At 69.8% G+C, this 21,197-nt stretch carries 21 protein-coding genes, 1 tRNA gene and 1 pseudogene; 4 read left to right on the forward strand and 19 right to left on the reverse strand.

The annotated features are described in order from the left end of the window. The first annotated feature begins 55 nt into the window (after window positions 1-55). Window positions 56-283 carry a helix-turn-helix transcriptional regulator gene (locus tag ACESMY_RS10600; RefSeq protein WP_372784554.1) on the forward strand — a complete coding sequence of 76 codons (228 nt, stop codon included), beginning with the start codon at window positions 56-58 and terminating at the stop codon, window positions 281-283. 354 nt (window positions 284-637) lie between these two features. Here ACESMY_RS10600 and ACESMY_RS10605 read toward each other — a convergent pair. Beyond that, window positions 638-714: transfer RNA gene (locus ACESMY_RS10605), tRNA-Arg, on the reverse strand. Window positions 715-780: 66 nt separating this feature from the next. On the opposite strand from ACESMY_RS10605, the gene ACESMY_RS10610 reads away from it, so the two are divergent. After that, window positions 781-2,085 (forward strand): dicarboxylate/amino acid:cation symporter, encoded by a 1,305-nt coding sequence (locus tag ACESMY_RS10610; protein WP_372784555.1) that lies wholly within the window; start codon window positions 781-783, stop codon window positions 2,083-2,085. A gap of 38 nt (window positions 2,086-2,123) precedes the next feature. Here ACESMY_RS10610 and ACESMY_RS10615 read toward each other — a convergent pair whose 3' ends face one another. The 14 genes from ACESMY_RS10615 to ACESMY_RS10680 all read right to left on the reverse strand — a co-directional run bounded on the left by ACESMY_RS10615 (window position 2,124) and on the right by ACESMY_RS10680 (window position 14,935). Further along, on the reverse strand, window positions 2,124-3,389 hold the full coding sequence (locus ACESMY_RS10615; RefSeq protein ID WP_372784556.1) for a cytochrome P450: 1,266 nt from the start codon (window positions 3,387-3,389) through the stop codon (window positions 2,124-2,126). Between the two features lie 129 nt (window positions 3,390-3,518). Next, complete coding sequence (locus ACESMY_RS10620; RefSeq protein WP_372784557.1) at window positions 3,519-4,028, reverse strand: CarD family transcriptional regulator; 510 nt, start codon at window positions 4,026-4,028, stop codon at window positions 3,519-3,521. Between the two features lie 319 nt (window positions 4,029-4,347). After that, on the reverse strand, window positions 4,348-4,689 hold the full coding sequence (gene fdxA, locus ACESMY_RS10625; protein ID WP_372784558.1) for a ferredoxin FdxA: 342 nt from the start codon (window positions 4,687-4,689) through the stop codon (window positions 4,348-4,350). Between the two features lie 123 nt (window positions 4,690-4,812). Continuing rightward, entirely contained in the window at window positions 4,813-5,238 is a 426-nt protein-coding gene (locus tag ACESMY_RS10630) for a DUF805 domain-containing protein (RefSeq protein ID WP_372784559.1), read from the reverse strand. A 40-nt stretch (window positions 5,239-5,278) separates the two neighbouring features. Further along, window positions 5,279-5,560: an RNA-binding S4 domain-containing protein gene (locus ACESMY_RS10635; protein ID WP_372784560.1), complete on the reverse strand. Its 282-nt coding sequence runs from the start codon at window positions 5,558-5,560 to the stop codon at window positions 5,279-5,281. Then, entirely contained in the window at window positions 5,557-8,103 is a 2,547-nt protein-coding gene (locus ACESMY_RS10640) for a helicase-related protein (RefSeq protein WP_372784561.1), read from the reverse strand. The genes ACESMY_RS10635 and ACESMY_RS10640 overlap by 4 nt, the downstream gene beginning before the upstream one ends. 44 nt (window positions 8,104-8,147) lie before the next feature. Continuing rightward, entirely contained in the window at window positions 8,148-8,558 is a 411-nt protein-coding gene (cdd, locus tag ACESMY_RS10645) for a cytidine deaminase (RefSeq protein WP_372784562.1), read from the reverse strand. 76 nt (window positions 8,559-8,634) lie between these two features. After that, window positions 8,635-8,955, reverse strand: coding sequence for a hypothetical protein (locus tag ACESMY_RS10650; RefSeq protein ID WP_372784563.1), 321 nt, complete (start codon window positions 8,953-8,955; stop codon window positions 8,635-8,637). A 73-nt stretch (window positions 8,956-9,028) separates the two neighbouring features. Next, window positions 9,029-9,886 (reverse strand): hypothetical protein, encoded by an 858-nt coding sequence (locus tag ACESMY_RS10655; protein ID WP_372784564.1) that lies wholly within the window; start codon window positions 9,884-9,886, stop codon window positions 9,029-9,031. Between the two features lie 110 nt (window positions 9,887-9,996). After that, complete coding sequence (locus ACESMY_RS10660) at window positions 9,997-11,130, reverse strand: ABC transporter permease (protein ID WP_372784565.1); 1,134 nt, start codon at window positions 11,128-11,130, stop codon at window positions 9,997-9,999. Next, window positions 11,127-12,056, reverse strand: coding sequence for an ABC transporter ATP-binding protein (locus ACESMY_RS10665; RefSeq protein WP_372784566.1), 930 nt, complete (start codon window positions 12,054-12,056; stop codon window positions 11,127-11,129). Before ACESMY_RS10665 ends, ACESMY_RS10660 begins: the two co-directional genes overlap by 4 nt. After that, window positions 12,053-13,030 (reverse strand): HlyD family secretion protein, encoded by a 978-nt coding sequence (locus ACESMY_RS10670; protein WP_372784567.1) that lies wholly within the window; start codon window positions 13,028-13,030, stop codon window positions 12,053-12,055. Before ACESMY_RS10670 ends, ACESMY_RS10665 begins: the two co-directional genes overlap by 4 nt. After that, entirely contained in the window at window positions 13,027-13,668 is a 642-nt protein-coding gene (locus ACESMY_RS10675) for a TetR/AcrR family transcriptional regulator (protein WP_372784568.1), read from the reverse strand. The genes ACESMY_RS10670 and ACESMY_RS10675 overlap by 4 nt, the downstream gene beginning before the upstream one ends. A 214-nt stretch (window positions 13,669-13,882) precedes the next feature. Next, entirely contained in the window at window positions 13,883-14,935 is a 1,053-nt protein-coding gene (locus ACESMY_RS10680) for a glycosyltransferase (RefSeq protein WP_372784569.1), read from the reverse strand. 175 nt (window positions 14,936-15,110) lie between these two features. On the opposite strand from ACESMY_RS10680, the gene rpmB reads away from it, so the two are divergent. Continuing rightward, a complete protein-coding gene (gene rpmB / locus ACESMY_RS10685; RefSeq protein ID WP_329654116.1) occupies window positions 15,111-15,407 on the forward strand; it encodes a 50S ribosomal protein L28 in 297 nt (98 codons plus the stop codon). A gap of 74 nt (window positions 15,408-15,481) precedes the next feature. On the opposite strand, the pseudogene ACESMY_RS10690 reads toward rpmB, so the two are convergent. From ACESMY_RS10690 to cobT, 4 genes and pseudogenes are all read right to left on the reverse strand, one after another. Continuing rightward, window positions 15,482-15,583: pseudogene (locus tag ACESMY_RS10690) on the reverse strand (PEPxxWA-CTERM sorting domain-containing protein); the annotation flags it as partial. Between the two features lie 1,432 nt (window positions 15,584-17,015). Then, window positions 17,016-17,780 carry a dienelactone hydrolase family protein gene (locus ACESMY_RS10695; protein ID WP_372784570.1) on the reverse strand — a complete coding sequence of 255 codons (765 nt, stop codon included), beginning with the start codon at window positions 17,778-17,780 and terminating at the stop codon, window positions 17,016-17,018. A 15-nt stretch (window positions 17,781-17,795) separates the two neighbouring features. Continuing rightward, a complete protein-coding gene (locus ACESMY_RS10700; protein ID WP_372784571.1) occupies window positions 17,796-18,779 on the reverse strand; it encodes an esterase-like activity of phytase family protein in 984 nt (327 codons plus the stop codon). Beyond that, window positions 18,776-20,725, reverse strand: coding sequence for a cobaltochelatase subunit CobT (gene cobT, locus ACESMY_RS10705; protein WP_372784572.1), 1,950 nt, complete (start codon window positions 20,723-20,725; stop codon window positions 18,776-18,778). Before cobT ends, ACESMY_RS10700 begins: the two co-directional genes overlap by 4 nt. Before the next feature lie 147 nt (window positions 20,726-20,872). On the opposite strand from cobT, the gene ACESMY_RS10710 reads away from it, so the two are divergent. Then, window positions 20,873-21,052, forward strand: coding sequence for a DUF1328 family protein (locus tag ACESMY_RS10710; RefSeq protein ID WP_372784573.1), 180 nt, complete (start codon window positions 20,873-20,875; stop codon window positions 21,050-21,052). The last annotated feature ends 145 nt before the right edge of the window (window positions 21,053-21,197 follow it).

The following is a 21,197-nucleotide window of genomic DNA, read 5'->3' on the forward strand; positions in this document are numbered from 1 at the left end:
ACCGAGGGTCCCCATCTGAGCGCGTCTCGCCCCACCTGGCCGCTGGAGGGCGGCCTTGGCGGATGACCTCGGCGGCTACCTTCCAGGCTGGGACCCGCTCCTCACGACAGCCGAGGTCGCAGCTCTTCTCAAGTTCAGCGTGCGGACGCTGGAGGACTGGCGCGCGAACGGTCAGGGGCCGTCGTGCATGCGCGTAAACGGAGGGCAGGTGCGCTACTACCTCAGCGCCGTGCGTAGCTTCCTAGCGGGATGCGATCATGTCGCCGCAGGTAAGCCGGTCTAGCGCTTACTCTTGGGCTTGGCTTTGGGGGCCGCCTTCTTGGCAGCAGCGGCGCGCTCTGACTCAATGCGGCCACCCATCTACCTGATCTCGCTAGGCGTTGCCTTCCCTGTCCGCATCGCCTTGCTGGCAGTGCTCGCAGTCTTGTTGGCAGGGGGCCGCTCGGGCGTCGTTTTCCCCGGGGGTCGTTTGGAAGGTGTTTTGGCCATCAGCTTACCTCGCTCATACCACCCAAAAGCATGCGCCGAGTCGCCGGGAGAGCCCACGACTTGCTCACACGTCGCTCACATGGATCGACAAAATGTCGCGCCGTTCGGAAGCGGCAGCGAAAATGTGACTCAAGTTCAGGCTGTTAGGTGGCGGCCCGGGAGGGACTCGAACCCCCGACCTTAGCTTTAGGAAAGCTCTGCTCTATCCGGCTGAGCTACCGGGCCACGCGGAGCGCGTGATAGCCTATGCCGCACGTCGGCGCCAACGCCGGGACAAGGGCTGAGGGGTCGATGGGATTTCTGCGCTATTTCCGCGTGCTCTGGGTCCAGGTCCTGCTCGGCGTGGTGCTGGGCCTGGCGGTCGGGGCGATCTGGCCGCACTTCGGCGCCTCGCTGAAGCCGCTGGGCGACGCCTTCATCAAGCTGATCAAGATGGCCGTGGCGCCGGTGATCTTCTGCACCGTGGCCGCCGGCATCGCGCGGATGGGCGACCTCAAGGCCTTCGGCCGGCTGGGCGGGCGCACCCTGATCTACTTCGAGGTGATGTCGACCTTCGCACTGGTCATGGGCCTGGTGGTCGGCGAGGTCATGCACCCGGGCCAGGGTTTCAACATCGACCCAGCCACCCTCGACCCCAAGGCGGTCGCCGAATACGCCGCCAAGGCCGCGCACGGCCAGACCGTGGTCGACTATCTGATGCACCTGATCCCCGACACCTTCGTGGGGGCCTTCGCCGGCGGCGACCTGCTGCAGGTGCTGGTGATCGCCATCCTCACCGGCTTCGCCTGCACCAAGATGGGGGCGTTCGGCGACAAGACCGCGGGCGTGCTGGACGACCTCGCCAAGGTGTTCTTCGGGATCATCGGGGTGATCGTGCGGCTCGCCCCGATCGGGGCCTTCGGGGCCATGGCTTATACGCTCGGCAAGTTCGGGGTGGAGTCGCTGAAGAACCTGGGCGCCCTGGTCGGCGTCTTCTACCTGACCAGCGCGCTCTTCGTGCTGGTGGTGCTGGGCGCGGTGGCCGCGCTCTCCGGTTTCTCGATCCTGAAGTTCCTCCGCTACATCCGCGAGGAGCTGCTGATCGTGCTCGGCGCCTCGTCCTCCGAGGCCGCCCTGCCGCTGATCATGGCCAAGCTGGAGCGGCTGGGGGCCGGCAAGGGCACCGTCGGCCTTGTGGTGCCCACCGGCTACAGCTTCAACCTCGACGGCACCAACATCTACATGACGCTGGCCACCCTGTTCCTGGCCCAGGCGACCAATATCCACCTCTCATGGCAGCAGGAACTGACCCTGCTGGGCGTGGCCATGCTGACCTCCAAGGGCGCGAGCGGGGTCTCGGGCGCGGGGTTCATCACTCTCGCCGCCACGCTCGCCGTGGTGCCCGATCTGCCGGTCGCGGCCCTCGGCCTGCTGGTCGGAGTCGACCGCTTCATGAGCCAGTGCCGGGCGCTCACCAACATCATCGGCAATGGCGTCGGCACGCTGGTCATCGCCCGCTGGGAGGGCGACCTCGACCGCGGGCGGCTGAAGCGGGAATTGGACCGGGGACCGGGCGCCGACCCCGAGGCGCTGCTCGAGACCCCGCTGCCGGCCTGACCGGACGATCGGATTTCGCGTCGCGTCGGGCGGAGCCCTCAGGCGACGATGCGCACCGGCAGGGCCTCGTAGCCCTTGACGAAGTTCGACTTCAGCCGCTGGGGCTCGCCCACCACCTCGATGCGCCTGAAGCGCTTGAGGATCTCCTCCCAGACGACGCGCAGCTGCATCTCGGCCAGCCGGTTGCCGACGCAACGGTGGATGCCGAAGCCGAAGGCCACGTGCTGGCGCGGCCGCTCGCGGTCGATGATGAACCGGTCGGGCTCGGCGATCACCTCCTCGTCGCGGTTGCCCGAGACGTACCACATGACCACCCGGTCGCCCTTCCGGATGGTCTTGCCGCCAAGCTCGAAGTCCTGGGTCGCGGTGCGGCGCATGTGGGCCACGGGGCTCTGCCAGCGGACGATCTCCGGCACGGCGGACTCGAGCAGCGCCGGGTTGGCGCGCAGCCGGTCGTAGGCGTCGGGATAGTCCTGGAAGGCCATCAAGGCGCCGGTGATCGAATGGCGGGTGGTGTCGCTGCCGGCCACGGTCAGCAGCATGATGTTGCCGAAGTAGCGCTCGGGGTTGTCGTCCTTGCGCGTCACCGGGTCGTGCGACAGGAGCGAGATCAGGTCGCTCGCCGGCGGGCCGTCCTTGCGGGCGTCCCAGAGCGCCATGAACGGCATGACCATCGGCATGAAGGCAGCCTGCCGCTGCGCGAGCTCTTCCAGGGTCATGTCGGCCTGCGGCGGGCCGGACAACGCCATGTCGGAGATCTTCGGCAGGTTGCGCCGCTGGTCGAAAGGGTAGTCGAACAGGGTGGCGAGCATCTGGCTGGTCAGCTCGACGGAGACCTTGTCGACGAAATCGAAGGTCTCTCCGACCGGCAGCTCGTCGAGGATCGCCGCGGCGCGCTCGCGGATCAGCGGCTCCATCGCCGCCATGCCGGCGGAGGAGAAGGTGGGCGTCACCACCCGGCGCTGGGCGTCATGATCGGGCGGGTCCAGGGCGATGAAGCTGGAGTCGGCGCTGGGTTCGAAGGCGTCGGCGATCATGATGCCGCCGCGCGCGGAATCCGAGGAGAACACCTCGTGGTTGGAATCGACGGCCACGATGTCCTGGAACCGGGTCACCGACCAATAGGCCCCGTACTCGCTGTCGGGGCAGTAGTGGACCGGATCCTCGCGCCGCAGCCGCTCGAACCAGGGCCAGTGGGTGTCGCTGGTGAAGTGGCTCACGTCGGCGACCTGGAAGTCCTCCAGCGGCGTGGAATAGGCCCGTTCGCGGGCGTCCCTGGCGATCGCGCCGGCGTCGTCGGCCATCGAACCGTCTCCCACACTGAAGGTCGGTCTGAGCTTGCGCCCCGCGGCGCCGGCCCACAACCCGGCCCCCAGACGAAAACGCCCGGCGGTGAGGCCGGGCGTTTCCGAGAAATCCGAGGTTCGGCCGAGTTAGGCGGCGACCGCCTTGATCAGCGACTTGTTGAGGATGCCGATGGCCGCATCGCGGTCGATGCGCTCGATGGCGGCGACTTCGCGGGCCATGCGGTCGAGCGCGCTCTCATAGAGCTGGCGCTCGGAATAGGACTGTTCCGGCTGGTTCTCGGCGCGGTGCAGGTCGCGCACCACCTCGGCGATGGAGATCAGGTCGCCGGAGTTGATCTTGGCTTCGTATTCCTGGGCGCGGCGCGACCACATGGTGCGCTTCACCCGCGCGCGGCCCTTCAGGGTCGTCAGCGCCTGGGTCACGACATTGGTCTCGGCCAGAGCCCGGAGGCCCGCGGTGCGCGCCTTGGCGGTCGGCACCCGCAGCGTCATCTTTTCGTGGTCGAAGGTGATCACATAGACTTCGAGCTTCAGGCCGGCGACTTCCTGGGTTTCGACTCCCTGCACCTGACCGACGCCGTGCGCCGGGTAGACGACGTGATCGCCAACCGAGAAATCGTGACCGTTCTTGCTCATCGAGAAACCCTCTCAAAAATGCGGGTCCGGACTGTTCTCGGACCGCTGACGCGTTTGCGCCAAGCGACAAGGCCATGCTCTCCGCGAAAGGCGTCGCGGCGGCATCGTCGTTTGGAGCGGAAGTAACCTCTTAAGACACCCTTCGCCTGTCGCCGGAGCTATCCCTCATGGACCGCGCCGGAACGGCACTACTCTCAAAACGACGGGCAAGGCGAAGAGCCTGAGCGCCACATCGTCCCTAACGGTATCATAAAATTAAGCCGAATGAAAGGGTTGCCCCCGCAGGGCGACCGCCACGCGAATGCCGCTCGGCTGGGGCTCAGGAGCCGCGGCCGGGCTTCTCGGAGAAGTATTTCTCAAGCTTGCCGGTCTCGCGCTCAAAGGCCTCGGCGTCGGCGGGGGCCTCGCCCTTCACCGTAATATTGGGCCAGGCCTTCGAATATTCGGAATTGATCCGCAGCCACTTGCCGTCCGGGTCGTCTTCGGTGTCGGGCTTGATCGCGTCGACCGGGCATTCCGGCTCGCAGACGCCGCAGTCGATGCATTCGTCCGGATTGATCGCCAGGAAATTCTCGCCCTCGTAGAAGCAATCGACGGGGCACACTTCCACGCAGTCCATGAACTTACATTTGATGCAGGGATCCATCACGATGTAGGTCATGGCGCGGGAGCGGCCTCCGGGAGCGGCGAGGTAGGGCGCGGGTTTTTCACGGTCCGGCGGGTCGATGTCAATGCCGCGGGTCCTCACGGCCCTTCGAAGAAATCTCTAAGCCGGCCCAGGGTCTCAACGGCCGGTGAACACGCGCCGGACCGTGAACAGTGGCGGCGGGCCGAAGCGGTTGTCGCCGACGTCGCCGCGAAGCGCGCCGATCAGGACTATCAGGACCAGGGCAATCGCCGTGCCGACCAAGATGGCCACGCCCTCGCCGGCGAGAAAGACCAGCGGAGCCGCGGGAACGAGCGACGCCAACATCGCCGCCGCCGCCCACCAGCCCGATCGGCCAAAGTCGTGCAGGCGCCGGATCTGGACGAAGATCAGGACCATGTTGAACACCAGCCCGACGATGGGCGGCGCATAGCGCAGCACGAGGCTGAGCAGGATCAACAGGCCGACATAGACCCAGTATTCCCGTCGGCTGGCGCGTCCGCCCAGCCACCAGAACCAGCCCTGCGGCTTGGCCACCCCGATCGGGTCGTGCGGATCAGTCAACTCGGCCCCCATATCCCCGGATTGGAACATAGTAAGAACTTTATGAGGCGTCCAGCTTCGCGTAGAGGGTTCGCGCTTCCGCGGGTGGACCCCGGCGTTCGCCGAGCGCGGCGACGGTCACGGCGATCAGCTTGCCGCCGAGCGCGAAGACCAGGGCGTCGCCGACCTTCACCGGCCGGGCGGGCTTGTCGACGCGGCTTTCGTGGCCGGCCCGGGTCAGGCGGATGCGGCCCTCGTCGATGAAGGTCGCCGCCAGGGTGCGGGTCTTGAAGAAGCGCGCGCGCCACAGCCAGACGTCCGCGCGGCAGGCCTCGTCGGTCATGAGCGCGCCTGTCCGGTCTTGCGGCGGCGGCGCGGGCGCCGTGCGGGCGCGGGCTCGCCCTGCAGGGCCGCCAGCGCCGCGAACGGCGAATGCGGGGCGGCGATGACGCGGTGCTCGACGGCGAACTCGCGCTCGAAGCGGCGGCGCCAGGCCGTGGCCTCGCCGGTCCGCTTGATGGCCGCGAACCCCAGGCCCTTCAGGATCTCGCGGGCCTCCTCGGAGCTCCAGCCGAGCGCCTCGCGGGCCGGGTCGGAGAACACCACGCCGCCACCCTGCTTGACCCCGGTGCGCAACAGCTCGTCCAGCCGCTCCAGCTGCTCGACGGGCGCGGCCAGGCCGCCGACGGCCCGCAGCCCGAAGGCGGCGAGCGCCCGGGGCGAGGGCGCCTGGGCCGGCAGGCGGCTCGGCTTGTCGGCGGCGGGCCGCCAGCCGGGGACCTCGCGCGCCGCCAGGGCCTGGGTCAGCGCCCGGGCCTCGGGTCGCAGCAGACCGGGCATGTAGACGGAGAAGGCGCCCAGCTTCACGCCGAGGCCCCGGAGCATCCGGCGCTCCACCTGGCTGAGCGTCCGGGTCTCGGCGCGCACCTGGGCGCGGTCGAGCACGCCGCCGGCCTCCAGCAGCCGGAAGGCCAGGCCGCGGGCCAGGCCCTTGATCCGGCCGTCCGCCACCGCGGCTTCGAGCTTGCGAAGGCCGCCCAGGCGCCGCCCGGCCTCGCCGGCCACGAAGGCCTCCAGCCGCTGGGCCGCCCGCTGGCGCGCCGCCTCGGGCCCGAGCTCGCCCAGCAGCCGCACGCGCGGCCGGAAGGGCTCGCCGCCGGCCAGCACGCCCGCCGCCTCGCCCTGCCAGAGCACCACGCCGTCGGGATCGAGCGCGAAGGCGTCGTCCGGCTCGGCGGCCAGCCGGCCCAGGCGCCGGGCGATCTCGGGCCCCACCGCATGGGTCGCCGCGGCCCGCAGCGCCTTTTCCTCCAGCACCGAGGAGCCCTGGGCGGCCTCGAACTGCACGCCGGTCAACCGGCCCACATAGTGGCCCTCGACCGTCACCGCGCCGTCGGCCGCCACGCCCGCCAGCATGTCCTCGCGGACCCTTAAGCCCCGCATCAGCGCGCTGGTCCGCCGGTCGACGAAGCGGGCCATCAGCTTCTCGTGCAGGGTGTCGGAGAGCCGCTCCTCCAGCCCGCGCATCTTGCCCTGCCAGCCGGCCGGGTCGACCAGCCAGTCGGGCCGGTTGGCCACGTAAGCCAGGGTGCGCACGCTGGAGAGCCGCGCGGCCAGGGTGTCGATCTCGCCGTCCGTGCGGTCGAGCTGGGCGTATTGCCGCGCGATCCAGTCCTCGGGGATCCGCTGGCGCCCGGTGGTCAGGTGCAGGAAGAATTCCTTGGCCAGCCCCGTGTGCTCATCGAGGGCGAGCTTGCGGAAGTCGGGCGTCTGGCAGCATTCCCACAGCCGCTCGATCGCCTGGCGGCCCCGCGCGCGTTCGGCGACCTCCGGGTCCTGGGCGAGGCGGCGCAGGGTGGTCTCGTCCAGCGCCTCGGCCGAGAGCTTCAGGCCCTCACGGTCCGGCGTCTTGGCCAGTGATTTCAGGAGACTGGGGAGCGAGCCGAACTCCAGCCTGGAATTGCGCCATTCCGCGCCGGCGACCGGCTCGAAGCGATGCTCCTCGACCGAGCGGACGAGATCCTCGTCCATCTCGTCGGCCTCGCCGGTGACGCCGAAGGTGCCGTCACGCTGGTAGCGCCCGGCGCGCCCGGCGATCTGGCCCACCTCCTGCGGATAGAGGAAGCGCGTGCGCTTGCCGTCGAACTTGTGCAGCCCGGCGAAGGCCACGTGGTCGACGTCCATGTTCAGCCCCATGCCGATGGCGTCGGTGGCCACCAGGAAGTCGACCTCGCCGGACTGGTAGAGCGCGACCTGGGCGTTGCGGGTACGCGGGCTCAAGGATCCCATGACCACGGCGGCGCCGCCGCGCTGGCGACGGATCAGCTCGGCGATGGCGTAGACCTGGTCGGCGCTGAAGGCCACGACGGCCGAGCGGCGGGGCAGGCGGGTAAGCTTCTTGGGGCCGGCGTAGGTCAGGGCTGAGAACCGCTCGCGGGTGACGATCTCGGCGTGCGGCAGCAGGCGGCGGACCAGCGGCGCCATGGTCCCGGCCCCCAGCAGCATGGTCTCCGCCGTCCCGCGCGCATGCAGCAGGCGGTGGGTGAAGACATGGCCGCGCTCGGGGTCGGCGCAGAGCTGGATCTCGTCGACCGCCAGGAACTCGACCTCGCGGGAGAGCGGCATGGCCTCGACGGTGCAGACGAAGTAGTGCGGCCGCGGCGGGACGATCTTCTCCTCGCCGGTGATCAGGGCGACCGAGCGCGGGCCCCGCAGCTTGACGATCCGGTCGTAGATCTCGCGGGCCAGCAGCCGCAGCGGCAGGCCGATCATGCCCGAGGCGTGGCCCAGCATCCGCTCGACGGCGAGGTGGGTCTTGCCGGTGTTGGTGGGACCCAGCACCGCCACCAGTCTTGGAGGGGCCACGCCTGTGGAGCGGTCGCTCATGATTCAGAACTTGGGGTGGCTGCGAGAGTCGGACAAGCGGGCAGTTAGACGCGGCGCCCCGCGCGCGGTTCCAAGCGGAACCCCAGGGGCAACAGTTGCTCGATCGTTTGGCGCCCGACCTCGCCGTCGGCGCCCAGGCTGACGACCTCGCAGCCCTCGGCGGCCAGTTCAAAGATCTTCTGCCGGCATCCCCCGCAAGGCCAGACGAGGCCCGGCAGGGATGAGGCGACATAGACCCGGGTCAGCCGGGTGGGTCCTTCGGTCACCGCCGCCCCGATGGCGCTGGCCTCGGCGCATTGCCCGAGCGGATAGGCGGCGTTCTCCACATTGACCCCGTAGGTGACCCGCCCGTCCTCGCTCTCGACGGCGGCGGCCACCTGGACGCCGGAGTAGGGCGCATGGGCATGGGCCAGACGCCGTCGAAGCTCGGCGGCGATCTCAGGCGTGTCGGTCATGGAGGGAGCGTCCCGGAACGAACTCAAGGGACGGGAAAGTCTAGGGCCGGCGGGGCGGGCCGTCTACGGCGTCAGCCTAGGCGCCGCCGGCCGCCGGGGGGAGGACCGACCCGAATCGCACCTTCAGCTCCGGCGGCAGGGTGGCCAGGAGGGCGGCTTCCAATCCGTCGTCGCGACGGCGCACGCCATCGTGCTCCACGGCGCCTGAGGACAGCCGCCACGGCCCGGTGTTCGGCGCGCCGGTTTCGCGCACCACCAACCCGCGGTAGCCCAGGCCGGGCGGCGGACCGCCCGCCGCCGGCCAGGTCTCGCCCGACGCCGCGATCAGGCGGGCGAGCAGGTCGGCCGCCCGCGCGCCGGTCACCTCCCAGCGCGGATTTGGCCCCCCGGACAGCACGTCCAGCTCGACACTGAGGCCAACCTCGCTCGTCGGTCCGTCGCTGTGCGAAATGGCTCGCTCCCTGCGGCGCTCACCGGATGTGCACGCCCTTCTTGGTGATCATATAGGTGCAGAAGACCGTGTAGGGCCCGCGGTCGCAGGTCTTCGGGTCGGTAATGGCGTGCCCCGCATTGTCGACGTTGCGCACGGCCGTCTGGCCGGGCTTGTGCGACCAGCAGCCGACCTTGTCCTGGCGGTACCAGTGGTAGTCGGCGTTCGGCCAGATCACCAGGGCGACGTACCAGCCGTGGTCCGCGGCCAGCGGCGCGGTGAAGTTCGCAGATGGGATAAGGCCGTCCGAGACGGCGCCGGCCTCTACGGGCTTGCAGGCCATGGAGGCGGCCGGATGACCGGTCGCCCGCCCAGGCTGGGCGAAGGTGTTGGTGATCTGGTTGTTCGCGTAGTTGTAGCAGTTGTTGTACGGCTGGACGTTCGGCACGTTCCACAGGCCCGGATTGTAAGCGGGCGCGTCCACCGCGTGGCACGCCGGGCATTTGCCAATCACGTGCGGCGGCTTGAAGGCCAGATCGGGCTCCCGGCGTAGCGCCGCGGCGAAGTGCGCCTGCGCAGCTTCGGGGATGTGGCTGCGGCCAAGGCCTGCGAGCCACTGCTCGATCTCGGCGTCGTCGACCAGATTGGGCGAGTTTGGGCCTTGCTCGACAATGGCTTCATGAATCCGCAGGTCGAGGGGGCCGTGCGGGTGGTTCGGCGCGCGGCTGATCGCCATGCCCCGATAGCCCAGTCCGCCAAAGGCGCCGCTGGAGCGCTGCTGTGTGACGGTCCTCAGGCCGGCAAGCCGCTCGTTAAGCTGAGCTTCCTCGGCCTCGGTCAGGAGCCAGGTTGGATTGGGCCGCCCGGAAAACATTTCGGCGGTGATGGTGGTGGTCATCGGTCGCCTCCCTTTTCCCAATGGAGGCGACTCTTCCATCCAAAACACAACCCATACGTTAGTATTTGGGGAAGGACTCGCGCATAGCGCGAATCGGCGGGCGAGACCTCCTAGTCCAGCGTCCGCCGGTAGCGCGCCATGGCCAGAGCCGTGACCACGCAGACGAAGGCCAGCAGCGCCAGGAGTTCGCGCCAGATGTCGCCCAGGCTCTGGCCCTTGAGGAGCGCGCCGCGCACCACGCGCAGGAAATGGGTGACCGGTATCGCCTCGCCCAGAACCTGAGCCCAGACCGGCATCCCACGGAACGGAAACATGAATCCGGAAAGCAGGATCGAGGGGAAGATATAGAAGATGCTCATCTGCATGGCCTGCAGCTGCGAGCGCGCCGCCGTGGAGATCAGGAAGCCGAGCGCCAGCGAGCCCACGATGAAGAGCGCGACCCCGATCGACAGGCCCGTCCAGCCGCCCTCCATCGGCACTCCGAACAGGAACCGCGACAGGACGAGGATGATCACCGTCTGGATCAGGCCGATCACCACATAGGGCGCGAGCTTGCCGGCCATCACCTCCAGCGGCTCGACCGGGGTGGCCAGCAGGCTTTCCATGGTGCCGCGCTCGGTCTCGCGGGTGACGCTGAGCGCCGTCATCATCACCAGAGTCAGGGAGAGGATCACGCCCAGCAGGCCCGGCACGATGTTGTAGGCGGTGATGGCCTCGGGATTGTAGCGGGCGTGGACCACCACCTCGAAGGGTGGCAGGCCCTGGCCGCGGGCGTTGAGCGCGCCCTTCAGGTCGTGGGCCAGCGCCTGGACGGGCAGGGCGGCGAGCGCGGCCACGGCGCCGCTGGTCGCCGAGGGGTCGGTGGCGTCGGCCTCCACCAGCACCTGCGGCTGGTCGGCGCGGGCCACGCGCCGGGTGAAGTCGCCCGGGATGGTCACCGCGAACTGCACCCGGCCCTGGCGGATCATCTCGTCGAGCTCGGCCGGCGAGCGGGCCTGGGCGACCAGGTCGAAGTAGGCGCTGTGGTGCATGGCGCTGACGATCGAGCGGGCGAAGACGCTGTCCTCCTGCACCAGCACCGCGGTCGGCAGGTGGCGCGGCTCAGTGTTGATCGCATAGCCGAACAGCAGGAGCTGGATCACCGGCAGGCCCAGCATCAGCGCATAGGTCAGCCGGTCGCGGGTGAGCTGCTTGAACTCCTTGATCATCACCGCGGCGACGCGGCCGGGAGAGAAGCCCTTCATGCGAAGTTGTCCTCCGCCTGGCCCATTAGCTGGATGAACACGTCCTCGAGCGTCGGTTCGACCTCGCTCCAGCGGTAAGGCGCCTTGCGCCAGGGCGCGATGGCGGCCTCCAGCGCGCGGCGGTCGGTCCCGCTGACATGCACGGCCGCTCCGAAGGGCGCCACCGTCTCGACGCCGGGCTTGCCCTGCAGCTCGTGCGCCAGCTTGCCGACCTCGGGGCCTTCCCCGTGGAAGGTGACCAGGTGGGAGCCCTTGACCACGTCCTGCGCCGTGCCGCGGGCGATCAGCTTGCCGTAGCTGATGTAGGCGATCTCGTGGCAGCGCTCGGCTTCGTCCATGTAGTGGGTCGAGACCAGCACGGTCAGGCCCTGGCCGGCGAGGTCGTGGATCTCGTCCCAGAAGTCGCGCCGCGCCTTTGGATCGACGCCGGCGGTGGGCTCGTCGAGCAGCAGCAGCTTCGGTTCGTGCAGGGTCGCCGAGGCCAGCGCCAGCCGCTGCTTCCAGCCGCCGGACAGGCTGCCGGCCAGCTGGTCGCGGCGGTTGCTGAGGCCGAGCCGCGCGATCGCCCGGTCCACCCGCTCGGCGCGCCGGTCGAGGCCGTAGACGCGGGCGGTGAACTCCAGGTTCTCGGCGATGGTCAGGTCCTCGTAGAGCGAGAACCGCTGGGTCATGTAGCCGGTCTGGCGCTTGATCTGTTCGGACTGGCCGATGATGTCGAAGCCGAGGCAGGTCCCCGAGCCCGAGTCGGGGGTCAAGAGGCCGCAGAGCATGCGCAGCGTCGTGGTCTTGCCCGAGCCGTTCGGACCGAGGAAGCCGCAGATCCGGCCCTCCGCGACCTGGATCGAGAAGTCCTGCACGACGTGCTTGTCGCCGAAGCTCTTGTTCAGCCCGGCCACGTCGATGGCCCAGGACGCCTCGGCGGTCACTTGAGCGGCTCCCCGAGGGGCTCGACGTCCACCGGCTGGCCGGGGTTGAGCCGGGCCGAGGGGTGGCCCTCGATCAGGTAGACCAGCCGGTCGCGCGCCTCGCGGCTGTAGATCACCGGCGGGGTGAACTCGGGCCGAGGCGAGATGTAGGCGATCTTCGCGGTGAGGCCCTTGGCGCAGCCGTCGCAGGAGAACCGCACCGTGGCCCCCACGCGATAGGCGCTGAGCTGCGCCTCCGGCACGAAGAACCGGACCTTGATCCGCTCGTCCGGCAGCAGCGACAGGATCGGCTGGTTGGCCGGCGCCCATTCGCCCTGCTGGAAGAAGACGTCCTCGACGCGCGCGGCGGAGACGGCGAGGGGGGCGTTGTCGGAGAGCCGGGCGGCGGCGCCGGTAAGCCCGGCCTGGGCCTCGCTGACCTTGGCGTCTGCGGCGCGGATCTGGTCGGCGCGCGCGCCCAGGGTCGCCACGTCGCGCTGCTTCCTCGCGGCCTTGACGTCGGCTGCGGCGGCCTGGGCGTTGGCCGCGGCGTCGTCGAGGGCGGCCTTGGAATCGAAGCCCCGGGCGGCGAGGGCGGAGACCCGGCGCAGGGTCGCCTCGGCGTCGCGGGCCTTGGCCTCGGCGGCGGCGATGTTGGCGTCCAGCACCGCCAGCTCCAGCGGGCGCTGGCCCTTGCGCGCGTCGACCGCCTGGGCCTGGGCCCCGGCGACCTGGGCGGCCGCCTGGTCGCGCGCCGCCAGCGACTGCTGCGGATCGACCACGAACAGCCTCGCGCCGGCCGCCACGTCCTGGCCGCGGACCACGTACATGGCCTTCACGGTCCCGGCGATGGGGGCGGCCAGATAGAGCGGCTCGCCTTCGATATAGCCGCTGAGCACCGCGGGCCGGCCAAACCTCGGGATGATCAGCAGGGCCGCGATCACCGCGACGGCGACGAGCAGCAACACCACAACAAGCAGCCTTTGGCGGGTCATGGCCGGGCCTCCCTGGCCGCGAGGCCGTCGATCATCACCTCCATGTGCTGACGGGCCACAGCCGGAAGGTCGAAGGGCTCGGCGCCCACCGGCACGAAGGTCTCGCGCCAGATCAGGGCCACCAGCATCGGCGAGATGACTTCGAGGGCGAAGGTGCGGGGATCGCCCTGGCGCACCTCGCCGCGCGCCTGGGCCGCGGCGATGGCTTCGGTCAGGCCGCCCAGCGCCACGGCCACCAGGTCGTCATGCCAGACCCGGGCAAGTTCGGGGAAATTGCCGGCCTCGGCGATCACCATCTTCACCACCCCGCCGACCGGCAGGGTCTCCATCAGGATCCCGATCCGCCCGGCGACCAACCGCAGTAGGTCGCTCAAGGGGCCCGGGTGGGCGGCGATCATCGCCCGGATCAGCTGCATGTTGGGGGCGATGGCCTGGTCGACGACGGCGCGGAAGATCTCTTCCTTGGTCTCGAAATAGAGGTAGAGCGCGCCCTTCGAGACGCCGGCGCGCTTGGCGATCTCCTCGAGCTTGGCGGCCGCGAAGCCGCGCTCGGCGAACACCGCCATGGCCGCGTGCACGATCTCCCCCGGCCGGTCGGCCTTGCGGCGGCGGAACTTCGGCTCGCCGGGATCGAGCATGTCTGACCTCAGAAATAACTGACCAGTCAGTAATTAGTGCATTTCAGTCGACCAGACAAGCCCGTCCGCGGGCGGAAGGTCCGGCCGGGCTTAAGCGGCATGGTGAAGAAGCGGAACACGGGCGCAACGAATCAGGACCGAATCAGCGACCTCGCGTGATTCGGGATTTGTTCACCGCAACATATTGTATCTCAAAGAGGTTCGGACACAAGTCTCAACGGCGGAGACGGGCCGCCATCGCCTCGTATTCGGCCGCCTGGGCGGCCAGGCCGAGCGTCCCGTAGAAGACCGCGAGATTGTGCGCGGCCATATAGCTGCCGCGGCCGATCACCGAGCCGTCGAGGTCCGGGCGCTCGCCGATCTCCAGGCATCGCTTCCAGGCGGACTCCACTACCGGCAGGAAGTCGTTCAGCGCCCGATCCGGCTCCTGGGCGGCGGCTTCCAGATAGAGGTCGCCGATCACGAAATAGAAGTCCGGGGAGCTCAGCCAGTTGGCCACCTCGGCGTCGGCGAATTCCAGCGCCTCGGCCAGCCGTCCGTCCGCTTTCAGCGCGATCAGGGTCCGCACCACCAGGGCGTGGCGCCAGCCGACATCGGCGGGCGCGAGACGCAGCGCCTCGGTGAAGCAGACCGCCGCCTGGGGGCCGCGTCCGCGGGCCTGATGCTCCTTGCCCAACTGGAACCACAGATAGGGGTCGTGCGGCGCGGCCTCGAGTTCGCGCATCAGCAGGGTCTCGTTGCGCGCGCCCTTCCGCGCCAGGTTCTCCGCCGTATAGCCGTCGTGGCCGATGTCGAGCGGCAGGCGCCGGCGCGGCAGGTCGCTGACCGGCTGTTCGTGGATCCGGCCGGCGTAGCGCACGGCTCCCGGCAGGAGACGGGCGATCCACACCGAGCCGATCCCCTCGACGCCGCCCGCATCCATCCGGCTGCCGATGCGCACCTCGCCGAGGAACCCGGCCGCGGCGGCGGGCAGGGTTTCGGGACCCAGCGCCTCGGCGCCGCCCTCGATCCACTCGTCGGCGTCCAGCACCAGGTTCCAGGCGGCGTCGGAGTGCGCCAGCGCCGCGTTGCGCGCCGCGGCGAAGTCGTCGCACCAGGCGAACTCATGCACCTCGGCCCCGCAGGCCCTGGCGATCGCCGCCGTGTCGTCGAGTGAGCCGGTATCGAGCACGATCATCCGGTCCACGTGCCCCCGGGCGCTTTCCAGGGCGCGGCCTATGCTTGAGGCCTCGTCGCGGGCGATCATCACCAGGGCCAGTCGGGTCACGCCGCGAGACTCCCTATGGCCGCCAGCATCCGGCCGCTGTACCTGAACACCCGCTGCTTCGCCTCAAGGGAATTGACCGCCTTACCTTGACGCGGAAGCGCACATTCCTCTATATCGCCCGCTCTCGCGCGGGCCCGGCCCGCGGCGTCCTATTCTCGCGAAGGTTTCTGATCCCATGTCGCGTCGCTGCGAACTCACCGGTGTCGGCCCGATGGTCGGCCACAATGTGAGCCACTCGAACATCAAGACCAAGCGCCGGTTCCTGCCCGCGCTGTCGCCCGCCACCCTGCAGTCGGATGCGCTGGGCCAGTCCTATCGCCTGCGCATCACCAATGCGGCGCTGCGCACGCTCGATTTCCGCGGCGGCCTCGACGCCTTCCTGCTGAAGGCCAGCGACGAGGAGCTCTCGCCCAAGGCCCAGAAGATCAAGCGCCAGCTCAAGGCCAAGCTCGCCGAGCAGCCCGCGGCCTGAGCGCCGATCTAAGTGTCGTTCGGAAGAGGGCCGCTGGCGACAGCGGCCCTTTTCTTTGGCCCCGGTCCCAGGCCTCAGGCGAAGGCGAGGCGGTTCCGCCGGCGCCGCATCCCCGCGCCGACCAGCCCGAAGCCCAGGATCATCAGGGCGTAGGTCGCGGGCTCCGGAACCGCCGCCGTCGGCGCGAAGGCCACGCCCTTGAAGGTGGTGTCGGCCGGCGCGATGGCGAGCTGGGTGAAGCTCTCGTCCGCCGGCCGGGTCATGGCGCTCAAGAGGTCGGTGATCCCGTAGAGATAGGTCTGGTCGGTGTCGCCGATCGTATAGTTGGTGGCGAAGAGCTCCACCTGGCCGTCGATCACCTGGCCGGTGAGGCCGAGCAGGCCGGTGGTCCCGAAAGCGGCGGTGTTGGCCACCAGGTTCAGGCCCGCCGCCAGGGTGTAGTCGAGCGTCCAGACGCCGCCCACCAGACTCCACTTCTGCAGCCCGCCGTCGCCCAGATGGGTCGCCGCCGAATCCTGCTTCCCGAACCCACTGTCGGCCACATAGAGCGTCGTGGGGTTGGCGAAGAAGAAGTCCTCCGGGCTGAGGTTCACCTCCTGGCCGATGCCGCTCACGCCGTTGGCGGTGTTGGCGTTCAGCACGATCTTGCCGGTGCCGCGGCTGTTGCCGAAGCCGGGCAGCATCGCTGGGCCGTTTCCGCCGTTCGCCAGGCTGGTGGGCAGGGCGCCGTCCGGCCCCAGGGTCCCCACGAAGGATCGGGCGTTGTCCTTGCCGCCCTTGCTGTCGACCGAGACGAAGAGCTGGCCGTCGTAGATCTGCACCTCGCGGGTGTCCTGGGTGATGTTCTTCGGTCCGTTCTTGACGGTCGCGGTGTCGTCCCCGGTGATCGGGGTAGCGGTCGTCGCGCCCTTGGCGGCGTAGAAGACCCCGCCGGTCTGGTCCGTCCCGGTCCCTTGCCCGGACACATAGAAGGACGACCCGTCCATCGAGGCCGCGCTGCGCGGATTGTTGCCGTTGAAGACGTTGGTGAGCGCGGTGGTGGTGTCCACCGACCCGTCGGCGCCGACCAGGGCCACCACGCGGGGGACCAGCGTGCTGCTCGACTGGGCGAGCGCGTTGGGCTTGCTCGGGTCCAGGGCGCCGAACGCCGCCGGATTTGAGTTGAACGTCGCGGCGTTCACGCCATAGCCCATGATCATCAGGCTCTTGCCGTCGCCGGTGAGCTGCAGCCCGCCTTCCGACGAGGAGCCGTATTCGCCGGAGATCGCGTGGTTCGCGCCCGAGGCGGTCTGCGGCAGCATCAGGGAGCCGGTCAGGGCCGCGCTGCTCGTGCCGGTGTGGCTGAAGGAATAGAGGGTCAGCGGCGCGGCCTGGTTGTCGGCGTAGATCCCGGTGCTCGAGCCGTTCCCCTCGACGCTGACCACCAGGCCGCCGGGCAGGAAGATCGAGGCCGCCTGGGCCGGGCCCGACAGCAGGAGTCCGGCCAACAACAGGCCGATGGGCGCGATACGCTTCATGTTGCAGAGTCCCTGGAGGATGGGACGCGGCGGACCCTCCGCAGCGTCGAACTCCGGACGCTAGCTGCGGCCTATGACAGTCTTTTAGCGGTCAGGCCTTCAGCGCCCCGTCGAACAGCTTGATCAGTTCGAGCCAGTGCCGCTCGGCGGCCGCCTTGTTGTAGACCGGCATGTCGGTGGGCACCCAGCCGTGCTTGGCGCCGGCCCAGATCGACACCTCGGCCTCGACACCGGCCGACTTCAGCGCCGCGTCGAGCCGCTCGCACTGCGCGGCGTCGAAGCTGCGGTCCTCGTCGGCGCCGGCGATCAGCACCTTGGCCTCGATCTTCGGCGCCAGCCTGTGCGGGCTGTCCTCGGCGTCGGTCGCCAGGTTGCCGCCATGGAAGGAGGCCGCCGCGGCGATGCGGCCTGGGAAGGTCCCGGCGGCGCGGAACGCTATGCCGCCGCCCATGCAGTAGCCGGTGACGCCGACCTTGCCGGCCTTGGCCTTGGGCTGTTTGGCGAGCCAGTCGAGCCAGACGCCGGTGTCCTGCATCTGCAGGTTCGCGTTGGTCGAGGCGCGCAGCTTGGCGAAGAGCGCCCCCATCTCCGGATCGCCGGCCCGGGCCTTGACGATGTCGAGCGGCGGATAGGGCCCGGCCCGCCAGAAGACGTCGGGCAGGAGGACGTAGTAGCCGGCCTGGGCCAGGCGCTCGCCCATCTCGAACATCGCGGGCCGGATGGCCGGGGCGTCCATGTAGAGGATCGCGGCGGGCCACGGCCCCTCGCCCTGGTCGGGCGTGAAGACGAAGGCGCGGGCGCCGTCAAATCCAAGCGCCCTGGCGTCGGGCATGGCGATCGAAACCTCGGTCTTCATGGCGTCATCTCGCAATCAGTTCGCGGGCTTCTTCCAGTCGAACGCCAGCAGGAGCGTGCGCTGGGACCTTGAAAAATTGTCGTCGGAAATCAGGTAGAAGCGGACGGCGCCGTCCTGGCCGGGCCCATTCCTGGCGGGAACGGCCGCCAGCCCCTCGAAATTGTCCACGGTCAGCGGTCCGCGCAACGTCATCCGGTCGACCACGGCGCCGGCGGTGTCGGTGATCCGAAGCTCGATGACGCTGCGGGTCACCGGATTGAAGGCGCGCAGCAGCCAGGCGGTCCGCCCCTGCGGCATCCGCCGCGCGGCGACCAGCCCGAAGCCGACCCTGAGGCTGACCTTCGGCCCCTCGGTGCAGGGGGCGGCGAGCGTGCAGGACCAGGTCCGCCCCGTGGTCTCCCCGCCGGTGAAATAGGCGTCGGGTCCCAGCAGCGGATCGGGGGCCAGCGCCTCCATCCCCTCGTTGAAGGGGAACTTGACGGCCGGCGAGGGGACCGCGTGCGGCGCCCCGCCCTTGGCCGGATAGAGCCAGATGCGGTCGTGCCGCTCGAAGCTGATCAGCAGGTCGCCGTTCGGCAGCAGGGCGAGGCCCTCGGAGTCCGCCTCGTCCTTGCCCTGCAGGGGCTTGCCGTCGAGACCGGTGAGCGCGGCCAGTGTGGCGTCGGTGACCCCGGTCAGCCGGCCCTGCGCGTCCAGCGCCACTCTGGCCCGCAGCAGGTCGCCCTCGTCGCCCACCGCGACCAGGGCGCCGTCCGGCTGGACGTCGAGGTCGGAGAGGCCGTGCAGGCGGGAGGTCTGGGCCGAGGTGAGCTTGAGGCCGCCGGCGTAGACGAAGTTCCCGACCCGGTTCTGCTTCGGATCCGCCGGGTTCAGCGGCACGGCCTCGGCCTTGACGGCGATCCCCGGTCCGGCCGGAACCGGGGCCTTGGGGAGCTCGGCGATCGGTCCGCCGCAGGCCGCCAGAACCAGTCCGGCCAGCGCTGCGGCGAGCGGCTTCAAGCCACCGCCTTCCGGACTTCTTTGAAGGTCGACCGCTTGGCCGGACCCGAGGGTCCCTGGGTGTTGGGCGGCGGCTGCAGGAGGCCGGCATTGCGCCGCGTCATCCGCCGGGGCTCCTCCTCGAAGAGCTCGGCGAGCTGGTCGGTGATGGCGCCGGCCAGCTGCTCCACGTCGACGATGGTCACCGCCCGGCGATAGTAGCGGGTCACGTCGTGGCCGATGCCGATGGCGATCAGCTGCACCGGGCTCTTGGTCTCGATCTCGCCGATCACCTCGCGCAGGTGGCGCTCCAGGTAGTGGCCGGAGTTCACGCTCAGCGTCGAGTCGTCCACCGGCGCCCCGTCGGAGATCACCATCAGGATGCGGCGCGCCTCGGGCCGGCCGATCAGCCGCTGGTGGGCCCACATCAGGGCCTCGCCGTCGATGTTCTCCTTGAGCAGCCCCTCGCGCATCATCAGGCCGAGGTTGCGCCGCGCCCGCCGCCAGGGCGAGTCGGCGGCCTTGTAGATGATGTGGCGCAGGTCGTTCAGCCGGCCGGGCTGCGGCGGCTTGCCGGCCTTCAGCCAGTCCTCCCGCGCCGAGCCGCCCTTCCAGGCGCGCGTCGTGAAGCCGAGGATCTCGGTCTTGACCCCGCAGCGCTCCAGGGTGCGCGCCAGGATGTCGGCGCAGACCGCCGCCACCATGATCGGCCGCCCGCGCATCGAGCCGGAGTTGTCGATCAGGATCGAGACCACGGTGTCGCGGAACTCGGTGTCCTGCTCTTCCTTGAAGGAGAGCGGCGCGGTCGGGTCGACGATCACCCGGGTCAGGCGCGCCACGTCGAGGATGCCCTCCTCGAGGTCGAAGCTCCACGAGCGGTTCTGCTGGGCCAGCAGCTTGCGCTGCAGGCGGTTGGCCAGCCTGGAGACCACGTTCGAAAGGCTGGCGAGCTGCTGGTCGAGATAGGCGCGAAGCCGCGTCAGCTCCTCGGCGTCGCAGAGCTCCTCGGCCGCCACCACCTCGTCGTGGGCGGTGGTGAAGACCTTGTAGGTGACCACCTTGCCCTCGCCCTTCAGGTCGGGACGGGCCGGCTGGTCGCCCTCGCCCATGTCCGGGGGCTCATCGGAATCCTCGGCGTCGGGATCGTCCTCCGCCTGCATCATCTGGCTGTCGGCGTCGTCGCCCTCGCGGTGGGTCGCGTCGTTCTCGTCCATGGCGGCCTGTTGCGGGGACTTGCCCTCGCCGTCGCCTTCGTCGTTGTCGTCGCTGGCCTCGGGCTCGCCCTCCTCGCCGCTGTCCTCGTCGTTGTCCGGCTGGTCCGGCGCGTCGGAGAGGTCGTCGCCCATCTTCAGGTCGCGGATGATGGCGCGCGCGATGCGGGCGAAGGTCTTCTGGTCCTGCACCGCCTCGGTCAGCCGGTCGAGGTCGGCGCCCGCCTTGGCCTCGATCTCGTCGCGGAACAGGTTGACCACGGGCTGGGCCATGGCCGGGGGCTTCTCGCCCGTCAGCCGCTCGCGGACCATAAGCGAGACCACGTCGGCGTAGGGCGGATTGGCCAGCGCCTCGATCTGGTTGAAGGCGCGCTTGGCCCAGGCCTGCTCGTGCACGGCCTTGAGGTTCTCGCGCACGCCGCCGAGCGCATTGGCGCCGATCGCCTCGAGCCTCGCCTGCTCGATCCCGTCATAGATCGGCTGGCCCTGCACCGAGGCGGGCCGGGTCTTGGCGTGGGCGGCCACGTCGTGGTGGGCGATGCGCAGCGCCATCTGGTCGGCGAAGCCGCGGATCCGCGCGGCGTCGATGGCGGTCAGGTCGCGTGGCGGATGCGGCAGCACCGCGCGGTTGCCGGAAAGCTGTGGGCCCTCGCCGGAGTAGACGATCTCCAGGTCCGGCGACTCGGCCAGCGACCGCGTCGCGTTGACCAACGCGCGCTTGAAGGGCTCCAGCGGACTTTCCGGGTTCTTCGCCATCGCGGTCGTCTTAGATCAGGGTGCGGCAAGCGCGAAACAAGGAATTCACCGGCGCGCACGAACCGGTGATCCTCGGAACGCTACGGCCAAGCCTGCGTTAGCCATCCCAAGCTCCGCAATGACGCGGACAATTGAGGAGTGAGCGACATGCTCAAGTGGGCTTTGATCTTCGCCGTGGTCGCCCTGATCGCCGGCGGCCTGGGCTTCGGTGGGATCGCGGGCGCGGCGGCCGGCGTCGCCAAGATCCTGTTCTTCCTGTTCGTGCTCGGCTTCGTGATCTTCCTGGCGCTGGGCCTGATGGCCGGCCGGAAGCTCTCCGGAAACTAGCTTCGCGCGTACCTGCGTGGGACGTGGGGGGGGGGGGGGGGCGGCCCCCCCCCCGGGGCGGGGGGGGGGGGGTGTTGGGTGTGGGGGGGGGGGGGGGCGCCGCCCGCGGGGGGGCCCGGGGCCCCACGCGCGGGGGGGGGGGGGG

It is taken from the genome of Phenylobacterium sp., from assembly GCF_041691455.1.
GTDB lineage: Bacteria > Pseudomonadota > Alphaproteobacteria > Caulobacterales > Caulobacteraceae > Phenylobacterium.